This is a genomic window from Virgibacillus byunsanensis (assembly GCF_042675965.1).
GTDB lineage: Bacteria > Bacillota > Bacilli > Bacillales > Amphibacillaceae > Virgibacillus_R > Virgibacillus_R byunsanensis.
On sequence record NZ_JBHTKJ010000063.1, the window covers coordinates 17,758 to 35,355 of the forward strand.

18 protein-coding genes and 1 riboswitch are annotated in these 17,598 nt (G+C 36.5%); of the genes, 6 read left to right on the forward strand and 12 right to left on the reverse strand.

All coding sequences use genetic code 11. The annotated features are described in order from the left end of the window. Window positions 1-12: 12 nt before the first annotated feature. The 9 genes from ACFQ3N_RS17530 to ACFQ3N_RS17570 form a co-directional block, all read right to left on the reverse strand. On the reverse strand, window positions 13-582 hold the full coding sequence (locus ACFQ3N_RS17530; protein ID WP_390364014.1) for a hypothetical protein: 570 nt from the start codon (window positions 580-582) through the stop codon (window positions 13-15). A gap of 125 nt (window positions 583-707) precedes the next feature. Next, the gene (locus tag ACFQ3N_RS17535; RefSeq protein WP_390364016.1) at window positions 708-1,028 is read right to left on the reverse strand and encodes a hydrolase; all 321 of its coding nucleotides are present in this window, start codon (window positions 1,026-1,028) and stop codon (window positions 708-710) included. 621 nt (window positions 1,029-1,649) lie between these two features. After that, window positions 1,650-2,480, reverse strand: coding sequence for an ABC transporter ATP-binding protein (locus ACFQ3N_RS17540; RefSeq protein WP_390364018.1), 831 nt, complete (start codon window positions 2,478-2,480; stop codon window positions 1,650-1,652). A gap of 156 nt (window positions 2,481-2,636) precedes the next feature. After that, window positions 2,637-4,082, reverse strand: coding sequence for an o-succinylbenzoate--CoA ligase (locus tag ACFQ3N_RS17545; RefSeq protein WP_390364020.1), 1,446 nt, complete (start codon window positions 4,080-4,082; stop codon window positions 2,637-2,639). Between the two features lie 13 nt (window positions 4,083-4,095). Continuing rightward, window positions 4,096-4,710 (reverse strand): histidine phosphatase family protein, encoded by a 615-nt coding sequence (locus tag ACFQ3N_RS17550; RefSeq protein ID WP_390364022.1) that lies wholly within the window; start codon window positions 4,708-4,710, stop codon window positions 4,096-4,098. Between the two features lie 73 nt (window positions 4,711-4,783). Then, window positions 4,784-5,602 carry a 1,4-dihydroxy-2-naphthoyl-CoA synthase gene (gene menB, locus ACFQ3N_RS17555; protein WP_390364024.1) on the reverse strand — a complete coding sequence of 273 codons (819 nt, stop codon included), beginning with the start codon at window positions 5,600-5,602 and terminating at the stop codon, window positions 4,784-4,786. Between the two features lie 37 nt (window positions 5,603-5,639). Next, window positions 5,640-6,458 (reverse strand): 2-succinyl-6-hydroxy-2,4-cyclohexadiene-1-carboxylate synthase, encoded by an 819-nt coding sequence (gene menH, locus ACFQ3N_RS17560; protein ID WP_390364026.1) that lies wholly within the window; start codon window positions 6,456-6,458, stop codon window positions 5,640-5,642. Then, window positions 6,448-8,187, reverse strand: coding sequence for a 2-succinyl-5-enolpyruvyl-6-hydroxy-3-cyclohexene-1-carboxylic-acid synthase (gene menD, locus ACFQ3N_RS17565; RefSeq protein WP_390364028.1), 1,740 nt, complete (start codon window positions 8,185-8,187; stop codon window positions 6,448-6,450). The genes menH and menD overlap by 11 nt, the downstream gene beginning before the upstream one ends. Then, window positions 8,184-9,575, reverse strand: a complete 1,392-nt coding sequence (locus ACFQ3N_RS17570) for an isochorismate synthase (RefSeq protein ID WP_390364030.1) — start codon at window positions 9,573-9,575, stop codon at window positions 8,184-8,186. The genes menD and ACFQ3N_RS17570 overlap by 4 nt, the downstream gene beginning before the upstream one ends. 170 nt (window positions 9,576-9,745) lie before the next feature. On the opposite strand from ACFQ3N_RS17570, the gene ACFQ3N_RS17575 reads away from it, so the two are divergent. Next, on the forward strand, window positions 9,746-10,681 hold the full coding sequence (locus tag ACFQ3N_RS17575; protein WP_390364032.1) for a 1,4-dihydroxy-2-naphthoate polyprenyltransferase: 936 nt from the start codon (window positions 9,746-9,748) through the stop codon (window positions 10,679-10,681). 101 nt (window positions 10,682-10,782) lie between these two features. Then, a complete protein-coding gene (locus ACFQ3N_RS17580; protein WP_390364034.1) occupies window positions 10,783-11,169 on the forward strand; it encodes a hotdog fold thioesterase in 387 nt (128 codons plus the stop codon). Window positions 11,170-11,360: 191 nt separating this feature from the next. After that, window positions 11,361-11,508, reverse strand: a riboswitch (FMN riboswitch). A 76-nt stretch (window positions 11,509-11,584) separates the two neighbouring features. On the opposite strand, the gene ACFQ3N_RS17585 is transcribed toward ACFQ3N_RS17580, so the two are convergent. Beyond that, window positions 11,585-12,640, reverse strand: coding sequence for a M20/M25/M40 family metallo-hydrolase (locus tag ACFQ3N_RS17585; RefSeq protein ID WP_390364036.1), 1,056 nt, complete (start codon window positions 12,638-12,640; stop codon window positions 11,585-11,587). Between the two features lie 141 nt (window positions 12,641-12,781). Here ACFQ3N_RS17585 and ACFQ3N_RS17590 point away from each other — a divergent pair, with 141 nt between their 5' ends. Together ACFQ3N_RS17590 and ACFQ3N_RS17595 are read left to right on the forward strand one after the other, a co-directional pair. Next, window positions 12,782-13,336 carry a thioredoxin family protein gene (locus tag ACFQ3N_RS17590; RefSeq protein ID WP_390364038.1) on the forward strand — a complete coding sequence of 185 codons (555 nt, stop codon included), beginning with the start codon at window positions 12,782-12,784 and terminating at the stop codon, window positions 13,334-13,336. A gap of 189 nt (window positions 13,337-13,525) precedes the next feature. Then, entirely contained in the window at window positions 13,526-14,545 is a 1,020-nt protein-coding gene (locus tag ACFQ3N_RS17595; RefSeq protein WP_390364040.1) for a potassium channel family protein, read from the forward strand. Here the strand turns inward: ACFQ3N_RS17595 and ACFQ3N_RS17600 are convergent. Further along, a complete protein-coding gene (locus ACFQ3N_RS17600) occupies window positions 14,531-14,941 on the reverse strand; it encodes a YugN family protein (protein ID WP_390364042.1) in 411 nt (136 codons plus the stop codon). The two genes, ACFQ3N_RS17595 and ACFQ3N_RS17600, sit on opposite strands and share 15 nt — an antisense overlap. Window positions 14,942-15,051: 110 nt before the next feature. Here ACFQ3N_RS17600 and yugI point away from each other — a divergent pair, with 110 nt between their 5' ends. Then, window positions 15,052-15,423 carry a S1 domain-containing post-transcriptional regulator GSP13 gene (gene yugI / locus ACFQ3N_RS17605; protein WP_390364044.1) on the forward strand — a complete coding sequence of 124 codons (372 nt, stop codon included), beginning with the start codon at window positions 15,052-15,054 and terminating at the stop codon, window positions 15,421-15,423. Between the two features lie 57 nt (window positions 15,424-15,480). Here yugI and ACFQ3N_RS17610 read toward each other — a convergent pair whose 3' ends face one another. After that, on the reverse strand, window positions 15,481-15,720 hold the full coding sequence (locus tag ACFQ3N_RS17610) for a DUF378 domain-containing protein (protein ID WP_390364046.1): 240 nt from the start codon (window positions 15,718-15,720) through the stop codon (window positions 15,481-15,483). A gap of 152 nt (window positions 15,721-15,872) precedes the next feature. Between ACFQ3N_RS17610 and ACFQ3N_RS17615 the strand changes: the two genes are divergently transcribed. Further along, window positions 15,873-17,222 (forward strand): glucose-6-phosphate isomerase, encoded by a 1,350-nt coding sequence (locus ACFQ3N_RS17615; protein WP_390364048.1) that lies wholly within the window; start codon window positions 15,873-15,875, stop codon window positions 17,220-17,222. Window positions 17,223-17,598 lie beyond the last annotated feature (376 nt).

The following is a 17,598-nucleotide window of genomic DNA, read 5'->3' on the forward strand; positions in this document are numbered from 1 at the left end:
TGTTCAGTTATTTTAAGAGTGTGTAATTTTTGTTATTTTCCAATCAGAATCATATGTAAATTCAAAGTTAACTGTATATGAACCATACAAGTCATTTGTATTATTCTGTGACACTTTCACCCTATTGTTTTCTAATTGTACCACATCATAGTCATTTTTTTCATTAAACCATGGTGGAGTTTCTGTAGGAACTATATATAATCCATCTGCTTTTTCCTGATAATAGTATTCTATATATTCATTTGCAACATCTCTTGAAGCAACCTCTTTAAAATCATCAAGTAATTCCGTTTTTGTATGATAATTAGCAACTTTATAGTTATTTCCTGACTTCTGGACTAGTTTGTCCATAAATCGATTAGTTAGGGCTATTATTTTTTCATGTGAAATCGTATTTTCCTCTTGTAGTTCCTCTTCCTTCTGTTCACTATCTGTATGATCTACAGTTGAATTCTTAGCCTCGTTTTCATGTTCTGTTACTGAAGCAACAGGCACAATACTGGATTGAGCCAATAATAGTAAGAATACTATTACAACAATACCAACTATGGATTTAAAATAAAAATGCATTTGTTTCTTCATTATCGTTGTCCTCCTCATTAATATGTAAAGGTATGTTGTGTTAATACTATTCCTTTAATAGGAGAAATATAAACTTTTTTGGAATAAAAAAGAATAAGATGATACCTCATCTTATTCTTCACTGGTCACAAGTGTCTGTCTCCCAATATACCCATGCTTTCAATATGTGATTTTGTTTGTTCATCGCCTAAATTATATAGCATCTTAAATGCTTCAGTCATATTGATATCGTAATCATCATTCGATCGATCATCATGGTACGGTTTTATCGGTACATGTGCTCGAAAAAACGCACGTGTGTCAGAAGTATACATATGATCTAATTTATCACGTAATATACGAACCTCATCTTCTGTAGCATGGATAATAAAATCATCATTGTTATCATAATGGATCTGTGAAATTTCTTGCGACCCAAGGTTAATAAAGAACTTTTTCTTTTCCATTCAGCAAAACCTCCTATTTTTAATTTGTCTAAAAACAGAAGAAAAATGTATACCAATTAATATTGAAAAGAAAGAACAAAAGCTAGAAGCGCCCGTTTAGCGAGGTATGGGCTGCGCCCGCGCATCGCGGGTGGGTCGACGTTGCCGCGCAAAGTGGCGAAGTTAGTCGATCTTCCAAATCCGTATGAGATTCACTCCAGAGTATAAGATTCACTCTGACTTTCGCCATTATTGGCGAAAAGTCAAGTTCATCTAAAAGGAAACATGCCCCTTCATAGGGGTATGCCGACGTTGGGCCGGGAGCCCGCTTTTAGTCGGCCTTCCTTTGCTAAGCGATTCGATGTTGACTTATCATAAGGAGGATCAGGAAGCCCACTAACAGCACGGGCGCTGGCCGATGAAAACGCCACGTCCTTGAAAAAGAAAAGCACTTTTTCTGCGTGCGATACTTTTTCAGGGAAGCTTTCCTTATCCTGTGGCGTCATCGGCACTAGTACGTCCTGTACATCGGAGCTGGACGTGGCTTAAGCAGTAAATAAATTATCCACAGGCTCCTAATTTTATAATTTCCTAGACAGTAAAAAAACCCATCTAAACGATGGGTAAAAAAATCACTAACTATTAAATGGATTGTGCTGTTGACTGTTGTGATCTATTTGCAAAAATACAACGGCCTTTACCATGCGGAATACACATTGGTGTACCGAACATTGGATCAAATGTTACGTCACATTTCATTTGGAAAACTTCGTGTACTAAATTACACGTTACGATTTCCTCAGGTTTACCTTGTGCAAAAACTTGCTTATCCTTTATAGCTACGATGTGATGTGCGTATCGACATGCAAGGTTTAAGTCATGCAATACCATTACAACTGTACGGCCATCCTTCTCATTTAAATCAAATAATAAATCAAGTACATCTATTTGATGCGTCATATCAAGGTATGTTGTAGGTTCATCTAAAAGTATAGTATCAGTCTGTTGTGCCAATGTCATAGCAATCCAAGCACGTTGACGTTGACCACCGGACAACGAATCAACTGAGCGATCCTTTAAATGCACCATATTTGTATCCCCAAGTGCTTTATTAACAGCATTTTCATCATCCTTGGACCATTGCTTCAAAAATCCTCTGTACGGATGTCTACCTTGTTTAACAAGCTCTTGTACCGTTAAACCTTCAGGGGTTACTGGACTTTGTGGTAAGATAGATAATTTTTTGGCAACCTCTTTGGTTCCCATTTTCGCTATATCTTCACCATCTAAAACAACATCTCCATCTTTTGGCTTTAATAGACGCGCCAAAGAACGTAGCAAGGTTGACTTGCCACATCCATTTCCACCGATAAAAACGGTAATTTCGCCTTTAGGTATTGTTATATTTAGATCATCGATTATTATGTCTTCACCATATCCAAGAGTTAAATCTTTCGCAGTTAACGTTTGCATTGGAATCTCTCCCCTACATCATCTTACAATAATTACGCACATACATACTTTACAATCATACATATGAACAAGATTTTAAAAATTAGTATATATACAGTTTATTGGGTTTTTAATTATAAGTCAATGACTTTGAGAATCATTTTCAATAAGTTTTGTCTACTTTTTGTCTAACATGTTTTCTAATTTCGCTCTTACTAACTTATTTGATGCGTTTCTGGGGAGTTCATCAACAAAGAAAATTTGTTTTGGTATTTTATATTTTGCTAACCTTTTTTCTGCAAAGACAAGGATATCATCTTGATAAACTGACCGGTCTTTTAGCACAATAAATGCTACAGGTACTTGTCCCCATAAGTTATCCTTTCTTCCAACTACTCCAACTTCATTAATACCTTCCATCTCCATAAGAACGCTCTCTATTTCTGAAGGATATACATTTTCTCCTCCTGAAATAATTAAGTCCTTCCTTCTATCAACAACATAAAGAAAACCATCTTTATCTTCAAACCCTAGGTCGCCAGTTGATAACCATCCATCGGTGATAGCAATGTCAGTAGCTTTTGGATTTTTATAATATCCGCTTGTAACCATCGCACCTTTTACCATAATTTCTCCAATATCGCCTTTTGGGCCGTCTATTTTTAACTGAGCTGGGAATAAGGGCTTGCCGGAAGAACCTAACTTTTCTAATGCGTCGCTTGGACTCAGGGTAACAATTTGTGAAGAGGTCTCGGTCATTCCGTACGATTGAAAAACAGGAATATGTTGTACTTTTGCTTTTTCTAAAAGAGGTTTTGGAGCAGGACCACCCCCAAGTAACATACATCTAAAACTATCAGGATAACGATTATCTCCTAAATATTCTCCAAGTCTGTGCAGCATGACGGTAACAACAGATACGATTGTAACTCCTTTTGTCAAGATGGCTTCATGTACCACTTTTTCATCAAATTTTTCTACCAAATAAACTGGTATTCCATATATGACACTACGAATAAATATAGACAATCCACCCACATGGAAAATAGGTAATACCGCTAACCATTTATCCTTATGATCCAACCCCAAATTCAAAGCGGAACCTATTGAGCTCCACCAATGGTTTCCAATTGTATGTATGACACCTTTAGGAAATCCAGTTGTCCCTGATGTGTAAATGATTGTAAACGTATCCTCTAAATTCATAACAGATTGAAGCTTTATTGGCTTTTCCAAGTACTGCTCTATTTCAAAAAATGATTTAACAGGTATAGAGAAATTTATCTCTTTAAACTGCTCGCTCGTCAGAACTGTTGTAACGTCTGCATCTCTCACTTGATAATCCAATTCTTGTTTAGTTAAACGTGTATTTAACATAACTGAAACAGCTCCTAGATAACTTAACGAATGAATGGCAACTACCATGGAAACATTGTTCGTTGACAGGATACCGACATGATCACCTTTTGAAATACCAGTTTGTGCTAATTGTTTAGCAAATCGCATACTTCTTTCTTTCAATTCCAAAAATGAAATGGTATCACCGTTTTCAAGTTCAATCGCGGTTTTATTTGGTGCTAAAAAAGCTTGTTTTGTTAACCAATGTGGAATTGTTTCAGACATCACTTAAGCCTCCTTACTTATGCTTAGCAGGTTCATAGTTAGAAAAAACGATTAATCTTTCCTCGGTAGTAAACCTTAGTAAATGAACACCAGTATCACCAGTTGCTACCCAAAAGTTACTTTCAGGTGGAAGTTTTAGAAAACAACGAAATAACATAGCAATTGTTTTACCGTGTGCAACAAGACAAATCCTATCCAACTCATTATTTGCAAATAAACGTTGAATCAGTCTATTCCAGAACGTCTCTACTCTCTGTTGAAAAAGCAAGATAGATTCTCCGCCTGGTATCGGCTCGTCATAATTCCTTCCATCTTCTGGGAAGGGATATTTTATATCTGCTTCTGTTTTTAATAAACCAGCAAGTACACCATTGTCCATTTCTTTTAATCGCTCATCAAATTGTAGTTTTGCTCCAGTTTCTATAGCAAGTATTTGAGCGGTTTTAGAAGCTCTCTTAAGTGTACTGGCTATAATTAAATCTAGATTATAATGCTTATTAATCCACTGGGAAGTAATTTCAGCTTGCCGAACACCCAGATCGGTCAAAGCGAAGTCGGCCTTACCTTCCAATCGATTTTCAATGTCAGCAACAGACTCTCCATGACGCATAATTAAAATCTCTTTCACTATTGTTTTCCTCCCTCTACAGGAAAAACCTTTGCTAAAGAAAGCAAAGGTTTTTAGATAACGTAAATATAGATCAAGGAAAGCGTGGGAATTGTTTGAAATTCGGCTTTCTTTTTTCTTTAAATGCGTCGCGTCCTTCTTTAGCTTCATCTGTTGTGTAATAAAGAAGTGTTGCGTCTCCACCCATTTGTTGAAGTCCTGCCAAACCATCTGTATCGGCATTGAATGATGCTTTTAAGAACCGTAACGCTGTAGGTGATTTTTCCAGTATTTCTTCACACCATTGCACAGTTTCTTCTTCTAACTTATCCAAAGGTACAACTGTATTTACCATACCCATTTCATAAGCTTCGTCTGCACCATATTGACGGCATAAATACCAAATTTCACGTGCACGCTTATGACCAACCATACGTGCCAAGTAGCCAGCACCATAGCCAGCATCAAAACTTCCTACCTTTGGACCTGTTTGTCCAAATACAGCGTTATCAGCAGCAATTGTTAAGTCACAAACAACATGTAGTACGTGACCACCACCAATTGCATAGCCTGAAACCATTGCAATGACAGGCTTGGGAATCGTACGAATCAATCGTTGTAGATCTAAAACATTTAACCTGGGAACCTGGTCATCTCCAATATATCCCCCATGCCCTCGAACTGATTGATCTCCACCAGAACAAAAAGCTTTCTCGCCAGCTCCTGCTAAAATAATAACACCAATTGATGAATCATCACGTGCATCAGCAAAGGCATCAATCATCTCGTTTACTGTAAGTGGCGTAAACGCATTGTGTTTTTCAGGACGATTCATTGTCACTTTTGCAATGCCATCGTGTTTTTCATAAATAATTTCTTCATATTCTCTTACTTTCTCCCATTGTACAGTCATAATATCCTCCTTGTATGTATTGCATTTATGTCGATATTTACTTATTCATAGAGATAAACTCTGTTACTAGTTTACCAAAAATCTCTGGTTTCTCAACATGAATTGCATGTCCAGCATTTTCACATATCACAAACTCAGCTAAACTTAATTGTTTTTTCATTCGCTTATTTATCTCTGTGAATTTTTCATCTAGTTCCCCAGTTACTAACAGTACCGGTTTTGTAAACTGTGACAAATTTTTCCACCATGATGGTTGGCTCCCTGTTCCCATATAACGAAGCGATTGAGCCAGTCCTTCTTCTGATTGAGCTAATCGTTCATCACGTACACTCTGTTTCTTCTCAAGTGGTAAGTTTTTTTGTGTTGAAAATAATGAGATGTTTTCCCAAAAATCAATAAAACTTTCCATTCCTTCGTCCATTATTCTTCTTGCAAGATTGTCATCGTGTTCCCTTCTACATTTCCGTTCATCCTTGTACGCTAAACCAGGAGATGCACTTTCCAAGACTAATGATTTTATTAATTCTGGGTGAAGCATCGCAAGTGACAACGCAGTCCTACCACCCATCGAATAACCAACAAGATGAACAGGCGTTTCATTTAAATATTCGAGAAACTGCTTCATTTCTAAGCAGAAGGTTTCCATCGATCTGGGGGTTGATGTCACTGTTTTGCCATGACCAGGCAAATCTATTATAATGAATTGCCATTCACTTTTCCAGTTTGAAACAAAATTTGACCATGTAGATATACTTCCTGTAAAACCGTGAAGCATCAGAACTGGGGTACCCTCCCCATGAATTTCATACCAATATGACGCGTCATTAATAGTATAATACAACTGATCATTCCTCACTATTTAAAAGTTCATCTTCGATAGCTTGCCATTTTTTCCGGTGCCATTCCATGTTTGTAGTCCGATCTGTTTTAACTTCAATGACCGACAGACCCTTATAAGAATAGCTAGAGTATAGAATATCTTTTAAATCTGTCTCCGTTGAGACTGATGTATAGTTGCCTCCATACATTTCAATTGCCTGTTGAAACTCGATATCGATTGGTGTGCCAAATAATGCTTCAAAATGTTTCTTGTTATCTACTTGTGGTAAAAACGAAAAGATCCCACCACCATTATTATTAATTAATAGAATGGTTATGTTAATACTATATTGTTTTGCTGTTAATAAACCATTCAAATCATGGAAAAAAGACAAATCTCCAAGAAGCAAAGTCACGTGCTTGCCCTTAGTAGCAGCTCCAAGTCCACTAGATACCATCCCATCAATACCGTTGGCACCGCGATTAGCCAATACAGTTATATCTTTAGGTGTTGTCATAAAAAATGTATCCAGATCTCTTACAGCCATACTGTTGCCAACATACAAACTACCATTTTCAGGAATTACCTCTACTAAACACCGTACCGCTTCACCTTCAGTAAGTAAACCTTCATCCTTCGTTAATAAATGATTCTTTGCAACACGATTCATGGTTTGCCATTTTTGTAACCAACTAGGATCAATGTTCAAGCTAATGGATGAATTTATTAGATCATTACAAAGCAAACTAGGATCGGCATAAATGAACTCCGTTGTGTTTCCAGCTGGTTCTCTATATCCTGCATGGTGTTCCACTATAAATTGTAATGCATGTTTATGTTCTTTCACGTAAAAGAGGTAAGCTTTTGATACTGGCATGGCACCAAAACGAATAATAAAATCCGGTTCCAATGCTTTACGGATTTCCTCATTACGGAAAAAGGCATCATAACCTTCCATAATCTGATCCTTATCGTGTTCACCAGATCGAATTTGTGATAACGGATCTGCTAATATTGGCAGACCCCATTTGGACGCCAACTGAACGATAGTTTCTGTTAACAATTTATCCATCTGAGGACCACAAACGATTACCCCTTTTTGCTTCGATTGAAGCTTTTTCATGAGTGAATTCAGTTGTTGCTCATGCAGCTTCTTAGTACCTTGAAATGTTGGACTATAAGACTGTCCTGTATCTTCCCCCCATAAATCAGGTAGTGAAAAGTCTGGAATCAGTGGTTCACGAAATGGGAGATTTAAATGTACTACTCCCGCGTTTCCCTCTTGTGAGAGAAATACTGCACGTGATGCTTTGCTTCTGACGTAATTCAACATTTTCGGACTCGCTTCTGGTAAAGCCATTTCCTGAAACCATTTCACATAATCTCCGTATAATTTGATTTGTTCAATTGCCTGCGGTGCACCAACATCACGTAATTCATGTGGTCGATCAGCAGTTAAAACAATTAACGGAACCCTGCTATAATGAGCTTCCACAATAGCTGGGAAATAATTGGCAGCTGCTGTTCCAGAAGTACACACTAAAGCAACTGCTCGCTTCGTTTGTTTTGCCATTCCTAATGCAAAAAAAGCAGCAGACCGTTCATCAATGATTACCCACTCATTCATATCAGGATGTTCTATTACAGTCATCGCAAGCGCAGTCGATCTAGATCCTGGTGAAATTACTACATCCGTTACCCCGTTTTTAGAAAGCTCGTCAACAAAATTTGCTGTATACCTTGTCAATACCTCTGTATGGTTCATAGCTTTTCTCCTAAAACTGATAGCATTGGTAAAAACTTTACATTCGTCTCTTCGTATTCTGCTTGTGGATCAGAGTCCTTAACTACTCCACACCCAGCAAACAATGAAATTTCATCCCCTTGAATTAATCCAGAACGAATACCTACAGCAAATTCGCCATTTTGGTTACTGTCTAACCAACCAATTGGTGCACCATACCTGCCTCGATCTAACAATTCATGTTCGCGGATAAAGGCAAGTGATTTCTCTCTAGGAACCCCACCAAGAGCAGGTGTTGGGTGTAACTGTTTAACAATATCAAAAATACTGTGCCCATTTTTTAATGTAGCAGTTACAGGTGTATATAAATGCTGTAAATTTTTTAGTGGATAAATAACCGGCTCTTTTGGTACAACAACATTATAGCAGTAACCTTCAATTGCATCTTTTATCATACTTACAACAAATTCATGCTCGTTACGGTTCTTCTCATCATGTAGTAAATTATAACTCATCTTATCATCTTCTTGTTTAGTTTTACCGCGTGGAGCTGTACCTGCCAAACATGTAGATAATAGTTGCTTATTCTCAAGTTTGACTAAACGCTCTGGTGTTGTCCCAATAAAACAATCACCGTCACTTTCGATTGCAAAAACATAACTATTTGGTTGTGTGGTGATGAGCCTATCTAACATAACTCCAATTTCCGCTTCTTTCGTTAGCTTTAAGCGCATTTCACGTGCAAGAACTATCTTTTCTACTTCGCTATGCTTAATCTGTTCAGTAGCCATCTGTACACTTTCTTTCCATTTATCAGGTTCTATTTCTTTTTTTGATTTGATAGCAGCACCTTCTGGAAGTTGTTCAGTGTACGTTAACAAAGTATGTTCCATTCGTCTTAATTCATTTGTAAGTTGTAGTGAATGATCTTCTTTGTTTACTCTAACATTTACAGTAAAGTAAAATGTATTATCACTCTTAGTTAATATGAACTCAGGGATAGTAAAAGAACTATGGTTAAATTTCTTCCACAAGAAGGATTTTGGCTTTGTTGGATCAAACGACATACCACCATGCGCTAACAACCCTGTACCAGGAACCTGATATGAATTATGAATAATAGCTTTATCAACTATTTTCTGCCATTGTTTTTCTGTATGATGGAAACGATCTTTATCTGTATCGATTTTATAAGCATTTCCAATTCCAACAATATAAAAATCCTCTGCGGTACTCGTCCAAAACGTTCGATCTTTTGACATATATTTTGCTGCTTCAAAAAACTGAATTGGATTGATTTCATCTACTTCTTTTGTATAACTAATAAGTTGTACAGTTTCATCAGTCTTGGCCTTATCAATAGCTTTATCTAGTAAAGTCTCTATAATTTCTTCTTTAAGTTTAATCATATATATAAACCTCCGTTACACTAACAAATCACAAACATCCATTTCTATTTTATTCTGTTTTCAATTGTTTCTCAAGGAAAGGGAATATTTTTATCAAATTTGATAATTGACACCCCCCAACTAATTGCCTAAACTTAATATGATATGAAGTGATTTAGGAGGAAACATCTATGCAATCAATCAATAAAATAAATGTAAAACAAGCTCTTAATGAGCGTGATGGCTTTCAAGTTTGGTGGCGTCTATTACGCCCCCATACATTAACAGCATCCTTTGTACCAGTCTTTGTCGGTACCATGCTCGCTTATACCAATGGACCATTAAATATATTTTTATTTTTGGCTATGCTCCTTGCATCCATGCTAATCCAATCAGCAACGAATATGTTTAATGAATATTACGATTATGCACGTGGATTAGATACGGAAGACTCAGTCGGGATAGGCGGGACTATTGTGCGTGATGGAATATCAGCAAAAACGGTCCTATACTTAGCCATATCATTTTTTAGTATTGCTATTATACTTGGTGTTTATATAAGTATCGCATCCAGCTGGTGGATTGCTGTTATTGGGCTAGTTTGCATGCTGTTTGGTTACTTGTATACAGGAGGCCCTTTGCCTATCGCATATACCCCGTTTGGTGAATTATTCGCTGGCTTTTTTATGGGTACTGTTATTATAGGTATTAGTTATTTTATCCAAACGTTAACGTTAACAGCCAACGTGATATGGGTATCTATTCCAATAGCAATTTTTATCGGAAGTATTATGCTAGCAAACAATATCCGCGATTTAGATGGAGACAAAGAAAATGGTCGTAAAACAATCGCAATTCTACTCGGAAGAAAAAATGCCATTCGTTTTTTAGCATTATTATTTATATTAGCTTACGGTTACACTGCACTTTTTGTTGCAACCGGTATTTTACCCTTATGGTCTCTCATAACAATTATTACGATACCAAAAGCAAAAAATGTTATCCTGAATTTCAAAGGAAAAACAGAACCAATTGAAATGATGCCAGCAATGGTCGCAACAGGAAAAACAAACACCATGTATGGTTTTTTGCTAGGTATATCACTACTAATTAGTAAATTTATTTAGAAAACTTGGCTTATCGCCTTAATGGCGAAAGCCTAAATTGCACTTATGTAGATAAGAAAGTTTTATACTTTCCTATCTACCTAGATAGGGGAATGGATACAATGGAATATGAAAACACCCTAATGGAAGCATTAGGAATGAAAACAATTTCGTTAGATAAAGATTTGGTAGTCATGCAAATGCCTGTCGACAAGCGAACACATCAACCAGCAGGCTTCTTACATGGAGGTGCTACTGTTGCACTTGCCGAAACCGCTGCAAGTATTGGAGCTTACGTAAATGTTGATTCCCAAGAGGTAAATGTATTCGGTATAGAAATTAATGCAAACCATGTCAGAAATAAAAAAGATGGCATTGTAACAGCAAATGCCAGACCACTGCACATTGGTAGAACAACAATGGTATGGGATATTCAAATAGTAGATGAAGAAGAAAAGCTAATATGTGTTTCAAGATGTACAATTGGGGTAGTGTCTAGTAAGAGATAGTTATTAGAGCGTTATGTCTAAAACAATCATCTTACTAAGGAAACCGTTCTTCACCTTCAATTGATTCACTCTCGTGATAATGGAAAGCTATTCCTAATACTTTTAATACACACAAAACCCTAAAGCCTAATCGGGGCTTTAGGGTTTATTTCATAGGAAAACAGAGGCGTAGAATGCACCAATTTCCGGCTCAGCATCTTCTCCCATCCAGACTGTAACTGTCAGCCCCGGACTTACACCAGGTCAACCTCTTAGCAAAATGCATTGCGGGTCACGGACTTAGAACATAAAATGTTCATCAACGTCAGTCGGGAATTTCACCCTGCCATGAAGATGGAATCGATATATTATTGTCAACTTATATTATACAATGATTTGAATAATTTAAAAAAAAATTGGCTTTCTAACCACTAAATTAATCCTCTAATGGATTTAAACTTTCCTTGCCTGTCAAATCAGCAATCATCGTTACTAGAAGTTCTATCTCCTCTTCCATATCTTTAAGACTTGCTGTTTCTACAGGAGAATGCATATAACGAAGTGGTAACGAAACAAGAGATACCGGTACCCCACGTCCTGTTAAACGCATTTTATCTGCATCAGTACCTGTCATGCGTGGTGTTAATTCATATTGTACTTTCATATCTAATTTTCTAGCAGTACTTTCCAGTAGCTTATTTATTTTTATATTGATTGGCGCACCCTTTGCTAGAACTGGACCGTATTCTAATTTAATATCCCCGTGCTTATTTTTATTTACACCGGGGTAATCCGTAGAAAATGTAACATCACAGGCAATTGCCATCGTAGGCTCAATACCTGCAGCTGCAAAGTAAGCACCACCCATATTCGTTTCCTCATTAACCGTACTTGCAGCATATACTCCTACATGACATCCCTTTTCAGCCAAGCGTTTAAGGACCTCAGCGATGATAAAAGCTCCTGTCCGATTATCTAGGCCTCGCCCAGAAATGTAACGATCCATCAAAACCTCAGGTTCCGTTTTATATACAGCTAAATCTCCAATCTGTATATTTTTTTCCGCTTCTTCCTTTGATTTATAACCACAATCGATAAATAAATCTTCTAAACCGAAATCGTTTTTTAATCCACCATGATGTTGTGCGTTCACACCAATTACCCCTGTAACGACGCTACGAAAGCCTAACACTGTAACCTTCATCCCTACTGCCGCTTTAGGATTAATGCCACCCATCTTATCAAAGTGTAAAAAACCTTGATCATCAATCCGGTTTACAATAAGTGCAATCTCATCACAATGTCCTGCTAATAATACTTTAAAGTCAGCGTCTGGATTGAGCACTCCGATCGCATTCCCTGCATGGTCGGTTCTAATTTCATCAGCAAAATCCTTTACATAATTAATCCACTTTTTTTGAATCTCCATCTCATTACTTGATGGAGATGGTGTATGTAATAGTTCTAATAAAAATTCTCTATTTTTTTCCATTACCACTTATCCTCCTTTGGTAAAGTCTTTATTAAACGTACTACAATGATACCAATTTTTCCAAAATAGAGCACTTTTGTTTACGGAAAGACGCCTCACCGGTAGACTTAAATAGAGAGTATAGAGAGGGAGTGTATCATAATGGATCTAAATCAATGGTACGATAAAGGTATGTCGCCTGATACATATATTGAATCTATGGAAAAACACAAAGAAAACCTACTACATGTCTTTGATCACTTTACACCTCCAGAAGATGAAGCATTTTTTCGAACATTGAAAATGAAGCGTATACGTGTGATTGCCCTAACAGAGGATTGGTGTGGAGATGCGATGGTAAACATTCCAATATTGCTTCATATTTCAGAAAAAGCTAATATACCAGTCCGTATGCTTCTTCGTGATAGCAACTTAGAACTAATGGATCAATACTTAACGAATGGAAAAGCACGTTCTATTCCAATTTTCATTTTTATAGACGAGGATGGCAAGGAGGTCGCCAAATGGGGGCCTAGGGCTGAAAAAGTCCAACAATTTATTAATCAATCACGTAAAAGTCTTCCATCAGAGGAGGCAGATGACTATCAGGAAAAAGTTAAAGAAATGTTAATGTTTATGACAAAATCATTTCGTGATAATACCGATTTTTGGGAAGAAATTTACAACAGTATAAAACAAACACTTATAAAGGTTTAATTTTTAAACTCACTTAGATTAGTGAGTTTTTTTATGTTCAGAGGTAATGGTGTATAGCATAACAACTATATTGTCTATACTAAGATTAGAAAACTTGGCTTATCGCTAGGTCTTTATGGGGAAAGCCTAAGTTGCTCTTATGTAGATAAGAAAGTTTTATAGTTTCTTATTTACAAATAAAAACACAAAATGAAATGTTCAGGTGACTTTATGGGTATCGAACTTTTAAAAAATTTATATTTTCGTATTCCGTTAATTCTTAGACTGCTATTAACTATCTTCTTTTTAATGTTCATTTTTGGTATTATCATTCATTACATTGAACCTAGACAATTTCCTACTATTTTTGAAGGTATCTGGTGGGCCTTTGTTACTGGGGCGACAGTCGGTTACGGGGATTATGTTCCATTGAGCACAGAAGGTAGAATCGTTGCCATACTTCTTATTCTAAGTGGTGGAGGATCCATCATTTTTTATATCTCTACATTATCAAAACTAACTGTTAATCGTGAAAACGATTTGTCAGATGGGAAAGTTACTTTCAAAGGTAGTGATCACATCATTTTTATTGGTTGGAATGAACGAACTAGACAGTTAATTGACATGATAACGGATAACAATAAAAAAATTCATCTTGTCTTAATTGACAATTCCTTACAGAATATACCCTATAAGCAATACCCACTTCATTTTATAAAGGGGGACCCAACTGAGGATGTAATACTGGAGAAAGCTAATATTATTTCAGCAAAACGTGTAATTATTACTGCAGATATTTCAAAAAAGGAACGTAAAGCAGATAACTTTACTATATTAACAATTGTAACCATAAGAGGAAACAACAAAGACATACCAATTATAGCCGAAATCCTTTCCAATAATCGAGTAGATAATGCCGTACGAGCAGGTGCAAATACCATTATTCGTTCAAATGATTTCATGAGTACACTACTATTCCACGAGTTATTACGTCTGAAATCCGCGACGCCTTTCGAGGATGTTCTACAGCTTTTACATAGTCAGCAATTTTGCCATTCGAAAATGCCAGAGGAATTTGTAAATAAGGATTTCTTATACGTTTCTGACCATTTTTCCAAAGAACAACACCTTTTAATTGGGTTAATTCGTAATAAAGAATGGATCATGAATCCTCCGCTCGACTTTATACTTGAGAAAGGAGACATTCTAATTACATTAGTAAAGTGGTAATATTAAGTTTTCGACCTTTTGCATTAACTTTTTGCCAATATTAATGTATTCATCAGGCACATTTGCGTCTGGGTCAGTTGGTGATTGGAACTGGTCAATTGACCCTCTCAGTGCTCCACCTATTCCTTCCTCGTCATAGCCTTTTTCATATTGGTGTGCGAGTAGAAATGGTTTTTCTAAACGTACCGTGACACCTGGATAATCCAATGATCCAGCTACAGCGTAAAAAGGTATTCTCAGAAAGTAATAAATCCCTTTATTATCAATTTTTAAATCAAAAAAACCCTTTTCATAATCCCAATTTGAGCCAATAACAAACCCCTCAGGCTTTAATTTTTCTTCTAAGACATATAATGAATAAATCTTGTCTTCAATTTCTGAATCTAACGGAACCATATATACCTTCCTTTCATTATCTGCTATTAGTATATTTTGCTTGAAATCAAAATTTATGCTAAAATGTTTAATTGTGTGAAAAGAATCGAATAGTATAGGAGTTGTTCAACATGACAGACAAGTTTGAAACTGGTCAAATTCTAGAAGGCAAAGTTACTGGAATACAACCATATGGCGCGTTCGTTGCTTTAGACGAGGAAATTCAAGGTTTAGTTCATATTTCGGAAGTTACACATGGATATGTGAAAGATATTAATGAACATTTAACTGTAGGAGATGGCGTAAAAGTAAAAATTCTAAATATAGATGAAGAAAAAAATAAAGTGTCTTTATCTATCCGCGCTACAGAAGAAGCACCAAAAAAACGTACGAATGTAGAAAAGAAGCAACCAGCAAGTCAGCAAGATAACTCAAATGCTGGGTTCAATTCTTTAAAGGACAAGTTAGAAGATTGGATCGAGCAATCTACTTTCAAGAAGTAATACTACAAAAGGGCTTACACAAGTTTAATAACATAACTGTGAGCCCTTTTTCTATTACTATGTGTCTGTCCTTGGTTCTGCTTCCTCCACAAAAGATTCATCAGGTCTAAATAGTAACGAAAGCGCCACTAAACCACTTATTCCAACTAACGTATATATAACTCTTGCAAAAGCTCCACTTTGTTCTCCACCGCCAAAAACTGCTGCTACTAAATCAAATTGAAATAAACCAATCAGTCCCCAGTTAATTGCGCCAATAATTATTAGTGCTAAGGCAATCCTTTGTAACCCACTCATTATTAAACCTCCTTTAATAGTATTTACTCAATCAGTTTTTCCCATTTTAAGAAATATATACAAAATCCAAAGACGTGTTTACTTAATTGATTTCTAAAATTCAATAGTATAAAGTAAACATGAAACCTTGATTGAATGTAGGGAGGAAAACGATGTCACACATAACATTCACATATGATAGTGCGCTTCCATTTGTTAACCAAAGTGAGTTAAATCATGTAGAGGGATTTATACAATCGGCACACCATGCTTTACACAACAAAACAGGAGCAGGAAACGATTTTTTAGGCTGGGTGGATTTGCCTCAAAAATATAACAAAGAGGAATTTTCTCGTATAAAATCAGCTGCTAAAAAGATCAAACAAGATACAGATATTCTACTAGTAATCGGTATTGGTGGGTCTTATTTAGGGGCACGGGCTGCACTTGAGATGCTTAATCACTCCTTTCAACAACTACTTTCAAAAGAAGATAGAGAATCACCTCAAGTTATTTTTGTTGGACATCACATGAGCTCAACCTATATGAGTGAATTATTTGATGTACTAGAAAATAAAGATGTATCGATTAATGTAATTTCGAAAAGTGGAACAACAACTGAACCAGCATTAGCTTTTCGTATTTTCAAAAAATACATAGTAGATAAATACGGTAAAGAAGAAGCGAAAAAGCGTATCTATGCTACAACTGATAAGGAAAAAGGGGCACTTAAAACAGCTGCAGATAAAGCAGGTTATGAAACTTTTGTTATACCTGATGACGTTGGTGGCCGCTTTTCAGTATTAACGGCTGTAGGACTTTTACCAATTGCTGTTAGTGGTATTTCTATTGATGACATCATGCGAGGTGCGAGTGATGCAATGGACGATTTAACAAATCCATCTTTAGAATCTAATCCTGCATACCAATATGCCGCTGTTCGGAATGTTTTATATAACAAAGGAAAAACAATCGAAATGCTAGTTAATTATGAACCACAACTCCAATACGTTGCTGAATGGTGGAAACAGTTATTTGGTGAAAGTGAAGGAAAAGACCAAAAAGGAATCTTCCCAGCATCAGCAAACTTTACAACAGATTTGCACTCATTAGGACAATACATCCAAGATGGCCGCAGAGATTTATTTGAAACGGTTTTACATGTAAAAAAACCTTATAAAGAAATTACATTAGAGCAAAATGAATCAAATTCGGATGGTCTAAACTATCTAGCTGGAAAAACAATTCATGAAATTAATGATAAAGCATTTCAAGGTACATTATTAGCCCACACAGATGGTAATGTTCCAAATTTAATTATTGAGTTACCGAAACTAGATGCATATACATTTGGCTACATGGTCTACTTCTTTGAAAAAGCATGTGCAATTAGTGGGTATATATTAGGGGTCAATCCATTTGATCAACCCGGGGTCGAAGCATATAAGAAAAACATGTTCGCATTACTTGGAAAGCCTGGATTTGAAGAAGAGAAAAAGAAATTGGAAAATCGATTGAAATAAAAGGTTGTTTTCGCACGCATTGTTGTTTTTCCATCTTCATAGTTGATATAAAATGCGACATAACTTGAGATGATGGTTGGTGCTGTTACTCGCTCTGGAAATACACTTCGCTTTTCGCGCGCGGCTGGTGAGTTCTTCATACTGACGCCTTTTTAGAATCTCACCTATGCCTATCCTCCCGCAGGACAAGGAAAACTTGGGCAGCATTACATCGCACGCAGAAAATTGGTTTGTATTATCAAGGAGTCTCCGTGTATTCCGGCTGCTAATATAGTGCTATCTGATAATTAATAGCAGCATAGCGAGAATAAACTTATAATGCAGCTTTACCAGTCAGGGTGAGCGAAGGGAGGTGACTCCTGCGGGAACAGCACGT